Genomic DNA, 19,611 nt, shown 5'->3' on the forward strand with positions numbered 1-19,611 from the left:
TTCACATCCAAAACATATTGATTGCGTATAAATACATGGGAATGCCTACAACGATGTTAAACGGAAACGTCACTGCTAAGGCTGTTGAAATGTAAAGGCTGGGGTTAGCTTCGGGAACTGTCAGCCGCATTGCTGCTGGTACTGCGATGTAAGAAGCACTCGCACACAATACCGAAAATAACAGGCTATCTCCCTGCGGCATTCCGATTAATTTTGCTATCAGTAAACCAACTGCTGCATTAACTATGGGAATTAGGATTGCAAAGGCGATCAGGAAAATTCCTGTTTCTTGCAAATCTTTAATTCTGCTAGCAGCAACCAGACCCATGTCTAGCAAGAAAAAAGTCAGAACGCCGTAAAACAAATCTTGAGTAAACGGACTCATAACTTCCCAACCGTGTTCTCCTGTCAGAATGCCCATAATGAGGCTGCCGACTAGCAGAAAAACTGAACTGTTGAGGAAGGCTTCTTGCAGCACTTCTGACCAAACTATTTCGCGTTTTCCTTCCTCTCCACCGAAGACACTTACCAGAATTAGACCGACGATAATTGCAGGGGATTCCATTAATGCTAGCGCTGCTACCATGTAACCATCAAAGTCGATTCCTAATTCTTTTAGGAACGAAGTTGCGGTGATAAAGGTGACGGCGCTGATGGAACCGTAGGTGGCTGCGATCGCTGCGGCATTGTAGGAGTCGAGTTTGATCTTCAGTATGAAGAAAGTATAAACTGGTACTAGCGCTGACATCAGCATCGCTGCGAAGATTGTCAGGGCGACTTGCTGGTTGATTCCGCTTCGGGACAGTTCGACGCCGCCTTTAAATCCGATCGCAAACAGCAGGTACAGCGAAAACAGTTTCGGGATGGGTGCAGGAATTTCTAAGTCAGATTTTAGGAAAATCGCCAGCATTCCCATGAAAAATGCTAATACTGGTGGATTTAAGATATTTGACGCTACGAGGCTTAAATCCACGATCGTTCACTCCCATTTCTGATTTTTTTAATATTACTTCACAAATAATTGTTACACGAGAATGGATCAATGGTGCGATCGAACTCTGGGAATGGCGATATATATTCCTAAAGACGGTTGCAGGTTGACAGCGTACACCCACAACAGAGTAAGGTGTGCGCTGCCAACCCGCAGCCTAAGTATTTTTCCCTAACTAAGCAGTTGCCAAATAAGACTCTAGAGCTTCGGAACCGCCGATCAACTTGCCGTCGATAAAGACTTGCGGCACGGTTGTAGCCCCAGTCACCGCCCGGAGCGATCGGGTTGTGACATCCCGGCCCAAGACGATTTCTTCATAATCCAAGCCCTTTTCAGTCAGCATTACCTTAGCCTTGGCGCAGAAGGGACAGCCCATTTTTGTAAACAGCGAAACTACCTTCGGCTTAGCTGCTGCGGAGTTGATGTAGTGCAGCATCGTCTCGGCATCGGAAACCTTGAAAGGGTCGCCCGGTTCCTCCGGTTCAATAAACATTTTTTCAACCAAGCCATCTTTGACTAGCATCGAATAACGCCAAGACCGCTTCCCAAAGCCTAAATCAGTTTTATCTACCAGCATTCCCATGCCTTCGGTAAACTCACCGTTACCGTCGGGAATTAACGTCACATTGTCTGATTCTTGGTCTTTTGCCCACTCGTTCATCACAAAAGTGTCGTTGACGGAAATACAAACGATTTCATCTACGCCATTTGCTTTGAAAACTTTCGCCAATTCGTTGTAGCCAGGGAGGTGCGTTGACGAACAAGTCGGAGTGAATGCTCCCGGTAGAGAAAAGACTGCTACAGTTTTGCCTGCAAACAAATCATCGGTGGTGACATCCACCCACTCGTTGTCCTTGCGAGTGCGAAACGTGACTTTGGGTACTCTTTGACCTTCGTGGTTCGTCAGCATGATTTTGAATCCTTGGGTACTTGGGTTAAATTTCCTTGCTTGCTATACCGTACTCATAACGAGTACGACTTGTCAAGAGGGATCTGGTTTTTTCTTGAAACTCCGGGGCGTGGGAGAGTCAGTGCCTTGTCTTGGCGACAGCTTGGCGAGCAGATTTATTAAAACTTGCTGTTTAGCATCGATCCTGCTTCTGCAAGCTTCGCTAACGCAAATTCTCTCTCCATGCCTTTGCTGCTGCTAGCGGATGAGGATTTTTGACACATTCTGCCAACATCTCGATATCAAGTTCCGGTAGCAATTCGCTTTGGGTAATTAATTCATAACCGCAGTTAGACACAAACTCAACCGGAATCTCTTCTCGCAAATGGTAGATCGAAAATCTCTCATTTCGCCAGAACCAAACCTCTTGCACATTCAACCTTCTATAGAGTTCTAGTTTATCGATGCTGCCACTGGTAACAATCACTTCAATTACCAAGTCGGGAAATTCTTTATCTGTGCCAATACAGTAAGCTTCATCCGGTTCAGTACCGCTACTTTTTTCCTCTTTTCGCAGAGTTGTAGACCCAAAAGGGAAATATTCAATATCAGCTTCTACAAAGTAAATTTCCAGCAAATTTCCAATGCGAGTTTTACCATTTTCATGGCGGCGAGAAGGTGACATAATTTCTAAAACTCCATCTAAATAAGTAACTCGATATCCCGCAGTATCTCCAATTCTATTTAGCAGTGTCTGGTATTGTTCCCAGTTCACTGTATCCGTGATGTAACGCTCTTCAGAATCTTGGCGTTGGAGTGCTTGTTCTTTAAGTAATGTATCTAGCTCGATTGTCAGCATTAGTATTACCTCATTACAAGTTGTTCTAATTTTAGCAGACGGCGGTTGAAACCGCGTCTTGTCAAAGGATATCAGCCGGACGCAAACTGAAGAGAAGGGTGCATCTGTGTTTTGCTTTTAATGCCGTGCGAGTAGATATTGTAGGGTGCGTCAGCGATAAGCAGAATTTTCTGGTGAAGAGCCAGAAGTGGCTGACGCACCCTACTACAAATCAAACTAAGAGGGCTGAAGCCCAACAACATACCTCATCTTTATGAGAACCGCTATCTTATTCCCAATCAAACTTTCTACCCAAAAACTCTTCTAATTCGTGATTGTAAGGTTTAAAATAATCGCTCAACAGTTCGCGGACTGACTCATTTACCCGCTGATAAGAACCAGGATTAGCATTTTGGTATTCAGATAATTGATATTCCGGCAACTCTAAAAAGGCTAAAACATGATTGACAGTTGTCGCCGCACCTGCATACAAATCTTCGCTTTTCAAAATTAACAACTGTTCTCGGGGAAAGAAAGCCAGCCAGTTTTTAATAAATTCTATATACCTACCGCGAGCTAAGTAATTCCCAGGCTCCTCACCGATGATGTATTCTGGGTTTTGATTCAGCCGTTCGATTTCGTCGCTAATTGCCCGATCGAGCGATCGCCCTTCCCAGTTTAAGCCCTTTAAGCGGTAAAAATGAGAAATCGCGCGATCGACCGGATTTCGCAACAGCACAATCAGCTTCGACTCTGGACACGCGCTGTAGAGACGTTCCGGCGCTTCCCGAAAATCAAAATAGCTCGGACTTGCCTCACCCGTGATAAATTCCCCTCCCTGTGGGATTGGGGGAAAATGGGCCCAATACCAATCAATCCCTCTGTGAAAGTGCCAGGAGAAAAAATCCATCTCCTTTTTAATCGGACTCAAAATTTGCGGGTGTTCAGCTAAATAAGTGTACAGAGAAGTCGTGCCGCACCGCTGAGAGCCAATAATTATAAACTTAGCACATTTGACTGGTTTTAAGTTCCTATTTTGTGGAACAGACATATTGCTTGTCTCTGTATTTTGTGGCACAGGCATCTTGCCTGTCTCCATATTTTGTGCAACAGACATCTTGCCTGTTCTCTTACTAAGAATAGATGCAAAACTTTGTTTGTAACTAACAGTTTGATAACAGCTAATTGCGTCGGCAATTTTGCCTTGCCTAGTCAAAACTTCTCCCAAATTTAAATAAGGCCAAAAAGCCTCCGGTTGAGCATCAACAACTTCTCGGCAAAAGTTCTCAACTCGATCCAGCTTGTTTTGCTCAATCAAAACTTCCCACAAATTGTAATAAAACCACCAAGGAAGATCGGGATTTATTGCTATCGCTTGCAAAAATGCCGCCGCCGCTTCCTCCCCATATTTTTGCTGGCTCAAAACCGCACCTAAATTGTAATAAGACCAGCAATCATCCGGTTTTTGGGCTACTGTGGCGCGGGCTGAGGCTAAAGCGCGATCGCACTCGAGGGCTTCGGTAACGCACTTTTGCTGTTCCTGCAACAACCGCTCCAAGTCTGCTGGCGATACAGCACAATCTGGGATAATTGTCAAAATAATTTGGTAAATAATTGTTGCGCTTTTTGGGCGATCGCGCTGTGCTAACTTCTTTCCTAACTGTAAATAAAACTCCAAATTTTCCGGTGTAACTTGCAATTGAAATTGTTCTAATAATGACTTTGAGTCAGACATTGTTTGTCCGAGAGCATATCCCAACTTCTCGTAAATTCCCGGCAAATCTCCGTCAATATGAATAGCTTTTAAATAGGCGACAATAGCATCATCCCACTGTTTGAGTTTAGTTAAAGCCTCGGCTAAATTGTAAAAAGACCAAGGAAAATCTGAGTTGAGTGCAATCTCGCAGCGGTAAGCAGCGACAGCATCCTCCCAGCATTCGAGTTTCAGTAAAGCATCGCCCAAATTGTGATAAGACCACGAAAAATCTGGATTTAACTCAACAGCTTTTTTGTAGGCCGCTACAGCATCCTCCCAGTATTCGAGTTTTAACAAAACATCGCCCAAACTGTGATGAGACCACGAAAAATCTGGATTTAATTCAACAGCTTTGCGGTAAGCAGCAACAGCATCATTAAACTCACCGCTTTCTTGCAGGGAATTGCCCAACTTGTGGTAATCGTGACTATTCATGCACAACTCCTGCAATATTCATTAACTTCTCTAGCGAGTTCATATCCACCCGCATATCTTTATGTCCCGAATATTTATGAGTTTGGTCATCAAACAATTCAGCAATTAAATAGTAATGTTCTAACTCACACAAATTACTAATAGTCCAAAAGCAAGTTGGCACATAAATAGGAGAAAAAATCTCAATTACTTTAGTTCCTGGGCTGCAAAAAACTAAATTAGTCAATCCACCTCCGTGAGGGGCGACAACTACCTCAGCCGCAGCCAAACAGGCTGCTTGTTCCGCTACCGACATCATTTCTAACTTAACTGTACGAAACCCAATTTTTTCTAGATAGGCGACAACCTCTTCGTCATTGACTATTCGCCGATAGGATGCTCGATTTCGACTGATATAAATTCGTTTTGAATATTTTGTATTTTGGGAATTATCTTGATTTAAAAATATTCGTTTTAGATATTCGCATTTCCATTTAGAGGTTCCCGAAGCACCATCACAAATTGAAGGAACTATTAATTTATCCGCTGTAAAGTGAGGCAGGTAGCGACTTTCTAAAATTTTATCTAGTGGAATTCCTAAAGTATTTAAACTTTCTTTTTCATAAGCCAAATCCCAAGCATTAACAACAAACTTATCAATAGTGTCTATCAATCCGCAGCGCTGCAAAAGCTCGAACCGTGTAACCACATCAAACATCCAATGAAAATAAGCTGCGCCTCCCCAGCGAGCAGATAAAAAAGCCACATTTCCCTCGACGTGTTCGGGGAGAGGCAATTTGTCGGAAGTTATGACTAATTCAGGACAACCCGTTGAGATATCGGGAACAAGTTTATTGTCTGAAGTAATGGCGGCGGTAGTAGCAATATCTGCCCAAGCTCGTCCTTTTGGTATGGTAGCAACAAAAGATTTTTTGATATTAAATTTTTCATCTTTCCAGCATTTGCTGTTGGTGTGGATTGTTTTGGAGTCAGATAAATTGATTTCACTGGCAGGATAGATGTCTGTGCAAGTAATCCTCGGATCTGACTCTGCTGCTATCACCAAATCATCTGTAAATCCACAGTATTTTTTGAGAAAACTTAACGGCAAAAAATTATAGCCAAGTTTGAGGAGGTCGGCTTCATTCACTTCTCCTTTTTGTTCTAAAGCATATGTTAGATGATAGTAAACTCCAAACAAATCTGGTTTGATTTGCAGGGTTTGAACAAAATTAGATATTGCCCTATCCCACTGCTGTTGTGCCATTAAACTCAAACCCAATCCTTCGTAACACCAAAATGATTTGGGATCTAGATTGATGCCTTGCTCGTAAATTGCGATCGCCCTTTCCAGTTCTCCTTGCTCCCGCCAAGCATCGCCCAGCTTCTTGTACAGCCAACTGTGCTCGGGTTCTAGCTCAACAGCACGACCAAAAGCAACGGCAGCTTCCGGCCAATTTTGTTGTTTTTCTAGAACTTCCGCCAAACTATTGTACAGCCAACCATCGGGATTTAATTCAACAGCTTTGCGGTAAGCTGCTGCCGCATCTTCCCAATTTTCTAGTTCAATCAACGCCTTACCCAACCTCTCGTAAGACCAATAAAAATCCGCATTTAGTGCAATAAATTTGCGGTAGGTTGTCGCAGCTTCCTCCCACTCAGAAAGCTGCATCAACATATCGCCTAAACCGCTGTAATTCCAGCAAAACTCGGGATTTAACTCAATAGCTTTGCGGTAAGCAGCAGCGGCTTCGCCATATCGATCGAGTTCCTGCAACGTTTCTCCCAAAAAGTGGTAAGCCCAACTAAAATTAGGATTTAGCGCGATCGCCTGTTGGTAAGCGATCGCAGCTTCTTCCCACAACTGCTTATCTTGCAGGCATTTACCCAACTTGTGGTAAGTTAGATAATTGCCCGACTTAATTGCGATCGCAGTTTGATAGCAGGCGATCGCCTCATCCAGATAACCGCCACCTGCTGCAATATGCCCCAACTTTTCCCAACCTTGACACAAAACTGCTTGCTCTTCGCCCAAACTTTGATTCCCGGTTTTTTTGACAATCAGTTGATAGCCTTTGTGCACTACTTCTAACTGACTTCCAAACATTTCCAGAAAAAGATCTATCCCGATTTTAGTATTTTGCTCCGGATTGTCGGGATAGGTAAACTCATAATCGTCAAAAATCATCAATCCCCCAACTTTCACCACCCTCCAAGATAAAATCGCATCTTGCAGAGCGCTGGTGGCTTTGTGACAACCGTCAATGTAAGCAATATCGTAAGCTTCTGAATCCAAGGTTACTAACACTTTCTGAGAATAACCTTGCAAGGGAATTACTTTGTCGGCGGAACCCGTTTTTGTTATATTGCCATGAAATTGTTCTTGGAAATACAAGTCAATACAAGTAATATTTGCTGTCGGATGAGTTAAAATATTATCCAACAACCAGCAAGCAGACATTCCTTGCAAGCTGCCAATTTCTACCACTTGAAAATCCGCGATTCCCGCTAAATGCTGCAAATGCAGTTTCCAAATGTGAATATTGTGAGTAAACCAATCTTGGGTAAATTGATAATTTTTGGCCGCACACTCAGGCCAACCTCTCAATTCAGCGGCTTTTTGGTGGAAAACCATCGCTTCTTCCACTTGTCCTAATCGCGGTAAAAGATTTCCCAAGTCGCTGTAAGGCTTAGAATTAGTCGGATCTACTTCTATTTGACTGCGGTAAGTGGCAACAGCTTCTTCCAATAAGTTTTCCCGAATTAAGGCAAATCCTAAATTAGAATAAAACACCAGAATATCCGATCTGAGTTCGATGGCTTTGCGGTAGCTACTAATAGCTTCTTGCCACATTTGTTTGTGAGCTAAAGATTCCCCTAAGTAATTGTGTGCCCAATAGGAATCACGATCTATTTCCAGCACCTGACGGTAACATTGAATAGCCTCATCAAATTCGCGTCTTTGCGCGAAAAGATTTCCCAAACCCATATAAGAGCGAGCGTAATTCGGATTGATTTCGAGGCTTTGTTGGTAACAGGCTATTGCCCGATCGCCTTCTCCTCGCTCCGCCAAAGTTTGACCCAAGCTGTGGTAAGATTCAAAAGAATCTGGATTGATAGCAATGGCTTGTTGGTAATTGGCGATCGCCTCATCCCACCGTTTCTGTGCGACCAGCATTTCGCCCATATTGTGATAAGCTGTTGCCAGTTGCGGGTCTAGTTCAATTGCCTGCGAATAACACTCAGTAGCGCGATCGAGCTTTCCCAATTCAACTAAACTATTTCCCAGAGTGACGTATTCCTCAGCCGTTGCCCAATTCGGCTCGATCTTGAAAGCTTGATACCAACAGTCTGCCGCCTCTGCTCGCCGATCCAACTGCATCCAAATTTTCGCCAACAGCCGATAAGCCGCGGCAAAATTCGGTGCTAGGGCGATCGCTTTTTCACAACTGGCGATCGCCTTTTCCCACTGTTTTCCTTGAGAATACAGACTGCCTAGATTAGCATACACTTCCGGCAAATTCGGATTGCGATCGAGTGCCGCTTCATACCACTGTTTAGCCTGCTCGACTTCACCTTGAACCTGCATTACCTTCCCAAGAGTCTGACAAGCCACCGCCAAATTCGGTTCAATTTTCAGCGCTGACTCGCAAGCAGCAACTGCCTCATTCAACCTTCCTTCAACCAAATAAACTTCTGCTTGCCGATTCAAATCAACCGCTGCTTTTTCCATCTTCTCAATCGAGGGCATAAATAAACTTACTCCAGACGCCAGCTAACCCAAACCAACTACTTCAACCATCCTTTTCAGCGAACTCAAGTTCACCAAAATATCCTCAGTCAGCGAATTTTGATACATTAACTGTCTAATAGGATAACATTCAAAAGCCTCACCAGCTAAAAAGTAATGTTCCAACTGCAAATATTGACTGATTCCCCAGTAATAATGACTGATATAATGAGGCGACACCAACTCAATTACTTTAGTTCCAGATTTACTAAAAATCGTATTTGTCAACCCGCTTCCGTGGGCAGCAACTATCACCTCAGCATGGTAAAAATGAGCAATTTGCTCTGCCAAAGACATCGACTCAGGTAAAATAGAAACAAAGCCCGATTGTGCCAAAACCTCAACCACATCTTCCTCGTTCAAAACTCTGCGATATCTGGCTTTGCTGCGACTGATGTAAATGCGCTTTGGATAACTTGAACCAGGTATAATTCCCTTGAGAAACTCCCGCCTCAAAAAATCGATCGCCCATCCGGACGGCCAGCCCAAATATCCCGCAAAAGAAGGTACAATTAACTCTGTTGCTTGCAGGTGAGGAATGCGATCGCTCTCCAAAACCTTTTCTTGTGGAATTCCCAGAATCCTGAGACTTTCGCGCTGAAATTCATGCTGACAACTGTTCACCAAAAACCAATCAATTTCCGCCAAATCCCTACCGCTGCGTCGCAGCAATTCTATCCTCGGCAAAACGTCCACCATCCAGTGAAAATAGACATTTCCCGACAAACCAGAAAGCACCGCCACCCTGCCGTCAATTTGCTTTAAAGGTGGAAAGGATTCTAACTTAAAAACGCTGTGTTTTCTGATATCATGCTTCTCGCATCCCGGCAACAAACCCGGATAATCTCTCGACACATCAGCCAATAAATAATTGTCAGGAGTAATGACAGCAATCGCTTTGCAAATCAGCCAATAATTTTGCTGCGGCACAATCCAAACTCGCCCGTTGGGAATCTGTGCCACAAAAGTTTTTGGGGTTTCCACAGGTATCGGCTGCGAGTTAGACAAACGGCAAACTCCCCAACCCAAATGCACCGGATCGAACCACTTAGAAATTCTGTGCAAACACAGCCCGCAAGTTAAACCGGCACAATCGGAATTTGCCAACTGCGAATTAACAGAAAATTTAGAAGTCGGAATATTTTCTGCCCTGGCTTCTGTTGCAGATTTCCAAACAATTTCCACATAATTGCCAGCATCCAATTTAGCATTAACCAGCCAATCCCAACTCGATAAATAAATACCGCGCGGATGTTCTAAAGACTTGTCTTCTGAAGATATAAACCTCTGTCTGCCCCACTGTTTTGGCTGTCCGTACCCGTGCAATTGCAACTCTAAAACCTGTTCGTAATAATCGATCGCCCGTTCCCAATGTCCCTGTTTCTCCAGCAGTTTCGCCAACTCAAAATAAACATGAGGTAAAGCTGGTTGAATTTTCAAAGCCATGCGGTAAACGACAATTGCCGCGCCGAATCGGTGCTGCTGGGCCAAGCAATTTCCCAGTCGCCAGTAAAGCTCTGCATTTTTGGGCTGAATTTGCAAAGCTTTTTGATAATAAGCAGCGGCTGATTCATATCCGCCATACTCTGTTAAAGCATTCCCCAAATGCAGGTAAATTTCTGCTAAATAATCGCATATTTCAGCAATTGGGAATTGGGCATTGGGAATTGGGAATTGGGCATCGGGCATTGGGAATTGGGCATCGGGCACTGGGCATTGGGCATCGGGAATTGGGCATCGGGCATCGGGAATTTGGAATTGTTTAAATACTTCCCTCTTCATTCCATCCGTTACATCCGTTAAATCCCGCACATTGCTCGTTGCCGAACTTCCCATCAGTGCTGTGAGAAATCGATCGCACGCAGCGATCGCCCTTGACAACTCATCATCCTCTACAGCAGCAACTTGCCTCGTTTCTCCCAAACGACAGTAAGCCTCAACAAATTCTGGCTTGAGAGCTACCGCCTGCTTGAAATAAGGCATGGCTTCGGCAATTTTGCCCAAAAACATCAAAGAAAATCCGGCGTCTGTATAGCCGGAAATATGTTGGGGATTGAGTTCGATTACCCGATCGAAACAAGCAACCGCCGCCAAATGTTCCCCCTGCAATTGCCAAGCTTTCCCTAGATTGTAGTGAGCCAAAACCATCTCCGGCTCTAGCTCGATCGCGCGACGGTAATATGCGATCGCCTTGAAGGGACTTTTTTCGTGGAACACCTGGCCCAAATTATTGTGCGGCGTCGCCCACTCCGGCTTAATCTCGATCGCCCGCTGGTAAATCTCGATCGCCTCAGCAGGGCGATCTTCCTTCAGCAAAATCACGCCCAAATTGCTGTAAGCTTCCACATAATCCGGCTGGAGGGCGATCGCCTGACGGTAGCTATCAATTGCCGCTTCTAGCTGATTATTTTCATTTAAAACCACAGCCAGATTGAATACAGCAAGTAAATAATCGGGTTTTTGGGCAATCGCCTTGCGGTAACAGTCGATCGCCCCCAACAAATTACCCTGACTGTGAAAAACATTTCCCAAGTTATAATTTAACTCCGGCCAGTCTGGCTTCAACTCCAGAGCTTTGACGTAGTGAAAAGCCGCCTCATCCAGCCAGCAATACTCGCTGTAAAGTTGACCCAAGTAAGCATGGGCCAGCACAAACGTCGGCGAAATCTCCAAAGCTTGCACAAAAGCATCTCTTGCTGCCGTCGGATCTCCGCTCGCTTCGAGGATTTCGCCTAAAGTGGTGTAAGCTAGCGGCGAAAATGGCTGTAGTTCGATCGCCTGATGGCAAAAATCGATCGCCTGACTTAACTTTCCCTGGTTCAAATAAACTTGGGCTTGCCGGATGTATTCTTGAGTGGTCATTGCTTGCGGTGCAGTTGCGGTTGCTTTACCGCTTCAGGAAAACTTATAAATTCTGATTTTAAAACTTTGATCTTTTCAGACTATCTATATTTTAGGCGATCGGGTCGTTCGTAGTGCGGACTTCAGTCCGCAATATGCTGCGGACTGAAGTCCGCACTACGAACAGTTTTTTGTTATAGTAATCGATCGCACATGATGTCAGAAGGCAAAATAAAATATTAATTCGGTCGATCGCTCTCGATCGATTTTTTTAAAATACTCTTGCTTTACTTGAGCCCTTGAATATTTCAACCTCACCCCGCTGTTGGCAGAATGAGGTTGAAATCCTTTCAAACGATCGGCTTTTGTGAGAACAGCCCCGGATAAAATCCGGTGTCGCCCCACAACCGCCAGTTGTTTTAGAACACCTCGAAATTGTTCGAGGTAATAGTCAGGCCAGTCTGCAACTGAGCAACCTGTAGCACTCCGTTGCCACTGTTGAAGAACAACGCACCGTTTGTGGGGTCGTAGATCAACTTGTTAGTGGTGGATCCTGGGCTGCTGGCGCTGAAACCAGAAACGACAACAAACTCGCTGGTATCGACGCTGTTGCCCAAAGCACCGAACACCCCGCCGCCGGTCGTCTTCAATCTGATCTTATCTTCAGCAGGCGTAAAGTCAGTGATCGTGTCTACGCCGAAATCGCCGCCAGCACTCGCGAAGTAGAACGTGTCGCTACCAGCACCGCCAGTCAGGACATCGCTGCCTCTGTCGCCAGATACGAAGTCATTACCAGCGCCACCATCGACAGTATCGTTGCCTTTACCGCCCCAGATGGTATCGTTGCCATCGCCACCGCTGACAGTATCGCTGCCTTGGCCGCCAAACAGGGTATCGTTACCAGTTCCGCCGAGTACGAGATCGTTGCCTTGGTCTCCAGAAACCAAGTCATTGCCAGCACCGCCGTCGAGCTGGTCATTCCCTTTGCCGCCAAAGATTCTATCATCGCCGTCACCACCAGAGACAGCATCGTTGCCACTGCCTGAAACGAGGGCATCGTTACCGCTGCCGCCGCCGAGACTGTCATTGCCGCCACCGGAAAAAATGATGTCGTCCCCACCGTTACCGGCGATGACATCATCGCCCCCAAAGGTCAGGATGATATCGTTGAGATTGCCTGCACTTAATCTGTTTGCGGTTCCGAGACCGACAACACTAGAGCCGCCAGCTCCTGGTAGAGAAACTGCTGGTTGTGTTGGATTAGTTACCTGTGTCATTTACACTCCTCCTAAAAGATGAATCACTTTTCTACAATACACTTTTCCCTCCAAAGGGATTCAATAAATCGAACCGGACATCGGTTGAGACCCTAATTGACCCGGCTGCTATAAGCTGTCATGTAATTTAATTTGTCAGCAGGGAGCCGGGAACCGCGAGTTGAATCTGGTATTCGTTGAGCAGCAAGTATCAGTTGTTTTCTGCCTTGGACTCTCGACTCCATCACTCCCTCCTCTAGCACGAAAATATTGCACTTAAACGTTTGTGAGTCTACCATACGTACCTTGGGTGCGGCTACTTATTTTTTAAACTGTAGCCAGAAATACACATAGACCATTTGTTAATGGGAGTATGCTCTCAAGATTGAGAAATTGCACCGCAGTCCTTGGCAACTACCGATCGCCCGAAAGTTCGATCGCCCGCAATCGAGCTTGAACTGAGTTGCGATTTTTCAGTAGACTCTGAATCACGAGACTTTTAAGTTCCGCCCAGAGTTCCCGAAAAATAAAATTTGTTGAGCAGCACGTTATTCCCTGGAAATTCAGCCCATCGGCTTGATACTCCCCACCGATGAATCGGGGGGATTCTTGATTAAGACCACAAAGGGACTTTCAAAGGCGTTAACAAGGCACCTCTACCCACTCAGCTTGAACGAGTCCAAACCTTGCGTATACTTTTAGCTTTTTATACTTTCAGAGTCCATCGCAACGCCAGATAGGTACGCTCAATAATTCACTGTTACTTGTTTGGTCAGGCTACGGTCAAGCCGAGACGAACCAACTCAGGAGTTTCACCTTATTAAATTATTTCAACACGTAGATGGTTATTCTTAATCGCTGTAATTAGTGTATCATTTCAATTAAATCTGTGCAAGCATTTTAAGGCGACTAAATAAGTCGCAGCCACGTTCCGGACCATGTCTAAAGCCAGGGGCTTCCCGCTCGTTTTTCGGTGAACCCCCAGAGTTATGATTTGAGATTTTTATACTCTAATATTATTTATATTTTGGCGATCGATATCATTGCCGTCACCGCCCAAACCAGTATCGTTACCCGATCGGCCAAGTACGGTGTCATTGCCCCTATCTCCGGAGACGAAATCATCCCAATCAGCGCCGTTGAGGAGATGGAAACCTTTACCGCCGAAGAGAGTGTCGTTGCCGTTGCCACCATAGACTACATCGTTGCTTGTACCATCCAGATTGACCCGGCCGCTATAGGCTGTCATGTACCATTTTTAATGGGACTAGGCTCTTTGATAGAACTTGCACGCCCGATGGTTAATTAAATAATGTTCGATCGCACAAATTGCGATCGTCAGGATTGCGTAATAATTAACAGAGTGCCATTTCTTAGTACGCTTCAATCAACCTGACTGTTGAGTTCAAATATTAGTTCCGCCCAAAAAACAAAAAAACTTGATTGGTCTCCAAATCCTTAAGCAGCAAGGTTTTAGACGCAGAAACCAGCGATCCCCACAAGTTATCTGTGGGAATGGCCCGTGCATAAGATATTTTTTGTCCTGGGAAGCACCTCAACACCGCCTTGCACAACAAATCAATAGCAGCCCTTTGTAAAAGTATCAGTGCTGCCTAAGTCTTAGGTAAGTTGGAATACAGCTATATTTAAAAATTTAATTTTATAAATTATAGTTTTCAGCAATTATTTATTGCTAATTGCTAATTCCGACGCGATCGATCGCAATAAATTAACAATTAGCAATTTCCCGAAAAAATCGTTGGCATTCATAGACAAGCTGTACTATTTACCCGCTCAGTGTGATTCTAAGTCTGCTGGTGACCGATTGACATAGCTCTGGCTGTCGTAGCTGTAGATGTGAGCGTCTGTTTGGAAAATATAATTGATTGAACTAGCTGCATAGTAGGTCAGCACTAGCAGCGACACTGCGTTAAGAATTCCATAAATTCGCTTCTCAGACATTTCGTTCATTTTCACTCCTAGGGTTTGTGCAAATAGTAAATTTTGATACTGTGACGGCACTTTTTTGGGGAAGTTCCCGAAAATGCAGCACCAGATCAAAATCCCATCGCTCGCCTTATAAACTCACTCGTTATTCCTCCCATAAAACAAGTCCTGCTTGAGACAAGCAATAGTTTTGTTGGCTATTTCATATTGAAGTCTCTGCCTTTAATTGTGTATCTAACTGTGGTAAGAGTTTGGGAATTGTGGCGATATCGAACTCTACATTTTTCTGTTGGAAAGCTGCTACAATCTGCAAATATCTAGCATCAAAAGCTTATAGGGTAAAAAATATATAGCGGTTCTCAGAAAGATTCGCGGACGTTGTTGGGAAGAAGGCCCTATACGTTTAAGGGTTATACAAGCTGTAAGTCATACCTCATCTTTTTGAGAAAGGCTATAGCTTTTTATCAAAAACCAGCAATAATTTTCGCCAATTCGATTAATGGTAAGCAGAAGCCGGAAATAATAAAAATTATTAAGTTGTAAGCGGAACGCTAAAATATGTCTGAAGTTATACTCTGGCTAGCAAGAGAACGTGTTATATTGCCTGTTAAGTTTGAGCTTGGTGGAGGTGGCAGATAATTTATGACTGAAAAAATGTTGCGTTCGCTGTCCCAAAATCGGGGTCTCACACTTTTGACTGAGTGGCAGCCTTAAATCACAATCTGACCAAATAACAGCAGGCATCAAAAAACAGAAGGCAGAATTTGATAGGGGTAAAAACATACTGTTTTAGGATTCAGCATTTTTATTATCTGATTCCACCTTCTAGATGCCACGTTTTGTCATAAAACAAGATGATTTACTGGATGGGAGGAGCGAGGAATGATGATTCAGGCAAGCTGACTAACTATGTTTGAGTCAGTTACTTCCACAATTTACTATAATTTTTGCTCTGATTTAGCTTCTTGTTCAACCGACTTTCTGCTACTAATTTGAAACAGGGATAAGGGTAGAACAATAGGCCAAACCAGGGGGCCGAGTAGTAAGGCCACCCAAGAGAGCAAGTCTTTTTTGGATGTTGAAGTATCGTTCCAAAAAACAATGAACCAAACCACAAAAACGATTAAGGAAACCGAAAAGTAGCCAATGATGAGCATTCTTTTACCTGCCTGCCTATAGATTGGGTCGAAGTATTGATAATTTATTGTATCTCAGGCTGCGGCTCGCCGATCGCAACTGGAGGCCGGGAGTGAGGAGTGTTGAAAACGAACAGTTTCACAAGTCTGGGAGTCCACAGCCTAGGATGTCGGAGGCACACCGGCGAAACCACCAACAATCGCACTCAAAGTCTTGCAATCAGGAGTTTTTGAGGTTTCGTCCAACCTGGAGGCTACCGCCACAATCACAGCCAATGCGATCGAGGTCTCTCCTTTTAGGTGATTTGACTCACGTACACTTAGTGATTTAGATCGCAAGCACATATCAGAAAGATCACAGAGCTTACCCGACGGCCATCACCCTACTCTGTTCTCAAATGCTGGATATTAGAATAGTAGAGTTCAACGAGATTTCATGCAAACTCTGACTTTAAAATCCGATCGCACGATCGCTGAACTATTTTATCAAGTCACGCATTCGGGCAATCTGAGTCGTACCGAAAGTCACGGACTGCGTGCACTTTGTGAAAGCGCTCTCAACGAAGACGATCGAGATGCAGTCAACCGTATACTTCACGCCATCCGCCGCGGATGGGTCAGAATTTCCGATTAGTACCGTCAGACAGTAAGTTTAGATCGGTAGTTCCGATCTGTCTGGTGTAAAGCTTTGCCCGCAAGTAAGATTTCCCTGAGTAGGTCTCTCCATTAACCTCTCAAAAATATTTTTTGTTGCGATCGTGGCGATCGCACCCGGTTTCTTGAAGATGCCGGGATTTTTGATGCAAAACCGTTAACAGTCCTTAGTGCTGTCCCTGCACGCGGACAGTAGTCAGTAGTCAGCAGCGGGGACTCATTAAGTATATCTACGGAAAAAAAACTACACAAAGATACCCAGTAAATGCAAGCCAAGTGGGTTTCTCAACACCATAAAAGTTTTACGTTTAATATGGGTCGATTTAGTTAGTAGTAATTACTTAGCAGTCATCCTAAAAATAAAGATAGTATATTGTAGGTATTCTTCACCATCAAGATCGCTCATATACAAAAGAGTAAATGAGTGTTCTCACCCCTCAACGCATCTATGTTTATTGGTAAGGACATACTTAGTGATTTGTTAAATTAATATTAACTTGTTTGTCAGCAGCTTTTAACAAAAAACACAGATTTTGGAGTTACTAAAAAGGAGGAATCGGGACGGGGTTTGTGTTTCGAGATGCTCTCTCGATCGAGGAAACATCCGCTCCCCAAGTCCGATTGACACAAATCACCAATCAAGACAGAATCGATCACATTTACTGGCGTATTTGAATCACATAAATATTGGGAAAATCAGTCAATACTATCAAAAGTGATTTCAAAAAAAAACCAATGATGACCCAAACGTTTTTACCTCAATTTACGATCGCAGAGCTAGTGTTTCAGGTATATCACTCCGGTCTGCTGACTCCCACTCACCGACAACAGCTCAAGACAGCGCTATTAAATGACTGTCTTACCGAAGAAGATCAAACAGCCATCAACCGCTTGCTCCACGCGGTTCGCCGGGGCTGGCTGAAAGTTGTAGATTAAACTTGTTGCCCAAAATTTTGTCACTTTTCTTTCAATGCACTGTCAATCATTTTTAGATTTGAGAATTTACATTTTAGATAAGAAATTTTATCAACAGATGAATCTGGAGATTGAACTTTAATCTAAAATTTTTGACTCTTCACTAGGCGAATCTCGGATAGCTGTATCCGTTTTTGGGCGAGGAAACCTGAAGCTTTAATTAAATCCCCTCAATAAAATCTGGAATTAAGCTAAATGTAGGGTGCGACACCAGCACCCTGCGGTTTTAAATTCTGTGTTGCCAGCTTATTTACTCAGAAATTGTGCCGTCAGGCATCATAGCCTCTCTCAGATTCGCCTCCTTCCAATTTGTCCCGCGCAAATAAGCTTGATGCAAGTTTGCTCCCCTGAAATTTGCTCCCTTAAGAGAAACTCCACTCAAATCTGCTAGATGCAGATTTGCACAAGTCAGATTAGCTCCGCTCAAATCTGCTCCCTTCAAATTAGCTTTTTGGAGATTTGCTTCTGTCAAATTAGCCCAACTCAAATTTGCTTGAGTGAGGTTAGCATGGCTGAGATCGGCTTGTGTTAAGTTGGCGTCAGTTAAATTTGCTTGAGTCAGGTTGATTCCGCAAAGTTTTACTTCTGTCAAATTGGCACCTTGCAAGTTAGCGTTAACTGCATAAACTTGAATTAAAATTGCCCGTTGAAGGTTCGCATCTCTGATGTCTGCACCCCTGAGACTCGCCCCCGTAAAATCTGCCCCGCTGAGCACGGCACTCCGCAAGATAGCTCCGCTCAAATTCGCTCCCATCGCCTCGCATTCGCCGAAATTAGCCGACATGAGGTTGGCTTGGGAGAAGTCAGCTTTGCTGATATCTGCTTGATACAGATTGGCTCTGTAGAGCGTTATGCCGATCGCACTTACACCTGTTAAACTAGCTCCTGTCAGGTCTATATCGCGCAAATTTGTCCTTGACATATCGATCCCAGCCAGGTCTACTGTACGAAAAACCCGTTCTCCGGCTGCATACCGTCTGAGAAGTTCCTCTGCATTCATGTCATTTTTCCCAAAATATTGAATAATATCTTTGATATTTCAATAATATTAGGCATGAGCGACCTTTACGTTTCTTGGTCTGAGTACCATCGAAAAATTGAGGATTTGGCAGTAAAAATTAATGAATCTCAATGGAAATTCGATCGCATTGTCTGTTTGGCGAGGGGAGGGCTGCGCGTGGGCGATACTCTGTCGCGGATTTTCGACAAACCTCTGGCGATTTTAGCGGCCTCGTCCTATGGTGGGGCGGAGGGAAAAGTCCGGCGGGCGATCGAGTTTGCGCGGGATTTGACAATGGTGGGCGATAATTTGGGCAGCCAGATTCTGCTAGTTGACGATTTGGTGGATTCGGGAATTAGTTTAGAGCAAGCTATTGTTTGGCTGAAGAGTCGTTACGGCGAGGATATTCAGGAAATTCGGACTGCTGTGCTTTGGTACAAGGCTTGTTCTGCGGCGAAACCGGATTATTATGTAGATTATTTGCCGGATAATCCTTGGATTCACCAACCTTTTGAAATGTACGAAAAGATGAGTGCGGCTGATTTGGCGGCGCCAGTCAAAAATTAGTGAAACCCGCCCTCAACGGAGTCTTTGATTTGTAGTTGCTCTTTTACCCAAGCTCGAAATGCTCTGATTGTTGGGCTTCTTCTTTGGGTGTTAGCGCGATCGACAAATTGGGGAATGACATCAATAATGGGAAAGTCGGGGAAATTTTGGCTAGTATCGGACTCAGTATATTTTCCGTCTTGAAGCAGATAGATTTTCAGGGTTCGCCCGTCATATCTCCAAAGTTCCGGCACTTTCAAAGCTTGATAGCTGTTTAAACTGGTTTGTGAGGAGTTGTCAATCTCGATCGCTAAATCGGGAGGCGGATCTACGGTTAAATCTATTCTATCTTTACCTGCTTCGTAAAACTTATCCAAACCTAACTAAAGCCATCTTTAGCTACAATTTCGAGTTCACTTCCTACGCTGTTGGGTGGTCGGCCATCCCAAGGCAGGGCGAACGCATCTAAACTTTAGATTAGCAGAATATGGTATATTGGAGAATAATTGTTGAGTAACTACAAATTATTTAATTAGGGTTTACCTGTATGAAACTCAAACCTAAAATTACCATTGCCG

General features: G+C 44.2%; 15 protein-coding genes. 3 read left to right on the plus strand and 12 right to left on the minus strand.

Annotated elements, in window-relative coordinates; translation table 11 throughout:
• Nucleotide 1 precedes the first annotated feature (1 nt).
• The 10 genes from QZW82_RS23720 to QZW82_RS23765 form a co-directional block, all read right to left on the minus strand.
• Nucleotides 2-973: a sodium-dependent bicarbonate transport family permease gene (locus QZW82_RS23720; protein ID WP_293153762.1), complete on the minus strand. Its 972-nt coding sequence runs from the start codon at nt 971-973 to the stop codon at nt 2-4.
• Nucleotides 974-1,166: 193 nt separating this feature from the next.
• Nucleotides 1,167-1,901 carry a glutathione peroxidase gene (locus QZW82_RS23725; RefSeq protein ID WP_293153765.1) on the minus strand — a complete coding sequence of 245 codons (735 nt, stop codon included), beginning with the start codon at nt 1,899-1,901 and terminating at the stop codon, nt 1,167-1,169.
• A 202-nt stretch (nt 1,902-2,103) separates the two neighbouring features.
• Nucleotides 2,104-2,739 (minus strand): Uma2 family endonuclease, encoded by a 636-nt coding sequence (locus QZW82_RS23730; protein WP_293153768.1) that lies wholly within the window; start codon nt 2,737-2,739, stop codon nt 2,104-2,106.
• Nucleotides 2,740-3,007: 268 nt separating this feature from the next.
• Entirely contained in the window at nt 3,008-4,909 is a 1,902-nt protein-coding gene (locus QZW82_RS23735) for a tetratricopeptide repeat protein (protein ID WP_293153771.1), read from the minus strand.
• Nucleotides 4,902-8,639 (minus strand): tetratricopeptide repeat protein, encoded by a 3,738-nt coding sequence (locus tag QZW82_RS23740; RefSeq protein ID WP_293153774.1) that lies wholly within the window; start codon nt 8,637-8,639, stop codon nt 4,902-4,904. The genes QZW82_RS23735 and QZW82_RS23740 overlap by 8 nt, the downstream gene beginning before the upstream one ends.
• Nucleotides 8,640-8,663: 24 nt before the next feature.
• Nucleotides 8,664-11,540, minus strand: coding sequence for a tetratricopeptide repeat protein (locus QZW82_RS23745; RefSeq protein ID WP_293153777.1), 2,877 nt, complete (start codon nt 11,538-11,540; stop codon nt 8,664-8,666).
• Nucleotides 11,541-11,938: 398 nt separating this feature from the next.
• The gene (locus QZW82_RS23750; RefSeq protein ID WP_293153780.1) at nt 11,939-12,796 is read right to left on the minus strand and encodes a calcium-binding protein; all 858 of its coding nucleotides are present in this window, start codon (nt 12,794-12,796) and stop codon (nt 11,939-11,941) included.
• Between the two features lie 92 nt (nt 12,797-12,888).
• Nucleotides 12,889-13,074 carry a hypothetical protein gene (locus QZW82_RS23755; RefSeq protein ID WP_293153783.1) on the minus strand — a complete coding sequence of 62 codons (186 nt, stop codon included), beginning with the start codon at nt 13,072-13,074 and terminating at the stop codon, nt 12,889-12,891.
• A 704-nt stretch (nt 13,075-13,778) separates the two neighbouring features.
• Nucleotides 13,779-14,024 (minus strand): hypothetical protein, encoded by a 246-nt coding sequence (locus tag QZW82_RS23760; RefSeq protein WP_293153786.1) that lies wholly within the window; start codon nt 14,022-14,024, stop codon nt 13,779-13,781.
• 545 nt (nt 14,025-14,569) lie between these two features.
• Entirely contained in the window at nt 14,570-14,746 is a 177-nt protein-coding gene (locus QZW82_RS23765; protein ID WP_293153789.1) for a hypothetical protein, read from the minus strand.
• 1,548 nt (nt 14,747-16,294) lie between these two features.
• Between QZW82_RS23765 and QZW82_RS23770 the strand changes: the two genes are divergently transcribed.
• Together QZW82_RS23770 and QZW82_RS23775 are read left to right on the plus strand one after the other, a co-directional pair.
• Nucleotides 16,295-16,492, plus strand: coding sequence for a hypothetical protein (locus tag QZW82_RS23770; RefSeq protein ID WP_293153792.1), 198 nt, complete (start codon nt 16,295-16,297; stop codon nt 16,490-16,492).
• Nucleotides 16,493-17,247: 755 nt separating this feature from the next.
• Entirely contained in the window at nt 17,248-17,448 is a 201-nt protein-coding gene (locus QZW82_RS23775) for a hypothetical protein (RefSeq protein WP_293122028.1), read from the plus strand.
• 289 nt (nt 17,449-17,737) lie between these two features.
• On the opposite strand, the gene QZW82_RS23780 is transcribed toward QZW82_RS23775, so the two are convergent.
• Nucleotides 17,738-18,487 (minus strand): pentapeptide repeat-containing protein, encoded by a 750-nt coding sequence (locus QZW82_RS23780; protein WP_293153795.1) that lies wholly within the window; start codon nt 18,485-18,487, stop codon nt 17,738-17,740.
• Nucleotides 18,488-18,541: 54 nt separating this feature from the next.
• Here QZW82_RS23780 and QZW82_RS23785 point away from each other — a divergent pair, with 54 nt between their 5' ends.
• On the plus strand, nt 18,542-19,054 hold the full coding sequence (locus tag QZW82_RS23785) for a phosphoribosyltransferase family protein (RefSeq protein WP_293153798.1): 513 nt from the start codon (nt 18,542-18,544) through the stop codon (nt 19,052-19,054).
• On the opposite strand, the gene QZW82_RS23790 is transcribed toward QZW82_RS23785, so the two are convergent.
• Nucleotides 19,051-19,410 (minus strand): Uma2 family endonuclease, encoded by a 360-nt coding sequence (locus QZW82_RS23790; protein ID WP_293153801.1) that lies wholly within the window; start codon nt 19,408-19,410, stop codon nt 19,051-19,053. The genes QZW82_RS23785 and QZW82_RS23790 overlap by 4 nt on opposite strands.
• Nucleotides 19,411-19,611 lie beyond the last annotated feature (201 nt).

The sequence above is a fragment of the Microcoleus sp. bin48.metabat.b7b8b9.023 genome, from assembly GCF_013299185.1.
In the GTDB taxonomy this organism is placed as follows: domain Bacteria; phylum Cyanobacteriota; class Cyanobacteriia; order Cyanobacteriales; family Microcoleaceae; genus Microcoleus.

Coding starts and splice junctions, on each gene's coding strand:
- QZW82_RS23725 (WP_293153765.1), bottom strand. CDS start 1,901: ATGCTGACGAACCACGAAGGTCAAAGAGTACCCAAAGTCACGTTTCGC.
- QZW82_RS23760 (WP_293153786.1), bottom strand. CDS start 14,024: ATGACAGCCTATAGCGGCCGGGTCAATCTGGATGGTACAAGCAACGAT.
- QZW82_RS23780 (WP_293153795.1), bottom strand. CDS start 18,487: ATGAATGCAGAGGAACTTCTCAGACGGTATGCAGCCGGAGAACGGGTT.
- QZW82_RS23755 (WP_293153783.1), bottom strand. CDS start 13,074: ATGGTAGACTCACAAACGTTTAAGTGCAATATTTTCGTGCTAGAGGAG.
- QZW82_RS23740 (WP_293153774.1), bottom strand. CDS start 8,639: ATGCCCTCGATTGAGAAGATGGAAAAAGCAGCGGTTGATTTGAATCGG.
- QZW82_RS23730 (WP_293153768.1), bottom strand. CDS start 2,739: ATGCTGACAATCGAGCTAGATACATTACTTAAAGAACAAGCACTCCAA.
- QZW82_RS23770 (WP_293153792.1), top strand. CDS start 16,295: ATGCAAACTCTGACTTTAAAATCCGATCGCACGATCGCTGAACTATTT.
- QZW82_RS23735 (WP_293153771.1), bottom strand. CDS start 4,909: ATGAATAGTCACGATTACCACAAGTTGGGCAATTCCCTGCAAGAAAGC.
- QZW82_RS23775 (WP_293122028.1), top strand. CDS start 17,248: ATGATGACCCAAACGTTTTTACCTCAATTTACGATCGCAGAGCTAGTG.
- QZW82_RS23785 (WP_293153798.1), top strand. CDS start 18,542: ATGAGCGACCTTTACGTTTCTTGGTCTGAGTACCATCGAAAAATTGAG.
- QZW82_RS23765 (WP_293153789.1), bottom strand. CDS start 14,746: ATGAACGAAATGTCTGAGAAGCGAATTTATGGAATTCTTAACGCAGTG.
- QZW82_RS23750 (WP_293153780.1), bottom strand. CDS start 12,796: ATGACACAGGTAACTAATCCAACACAACCAGCAGTTTCTCTACCAGGA.
- QZW82_RS23745 (WP_293153777.1), bottom strand. CDS start 11,540: ATGACCACTCAAGAATACATCCGGCAAGCCCAAGTTTATTTGAACCAG.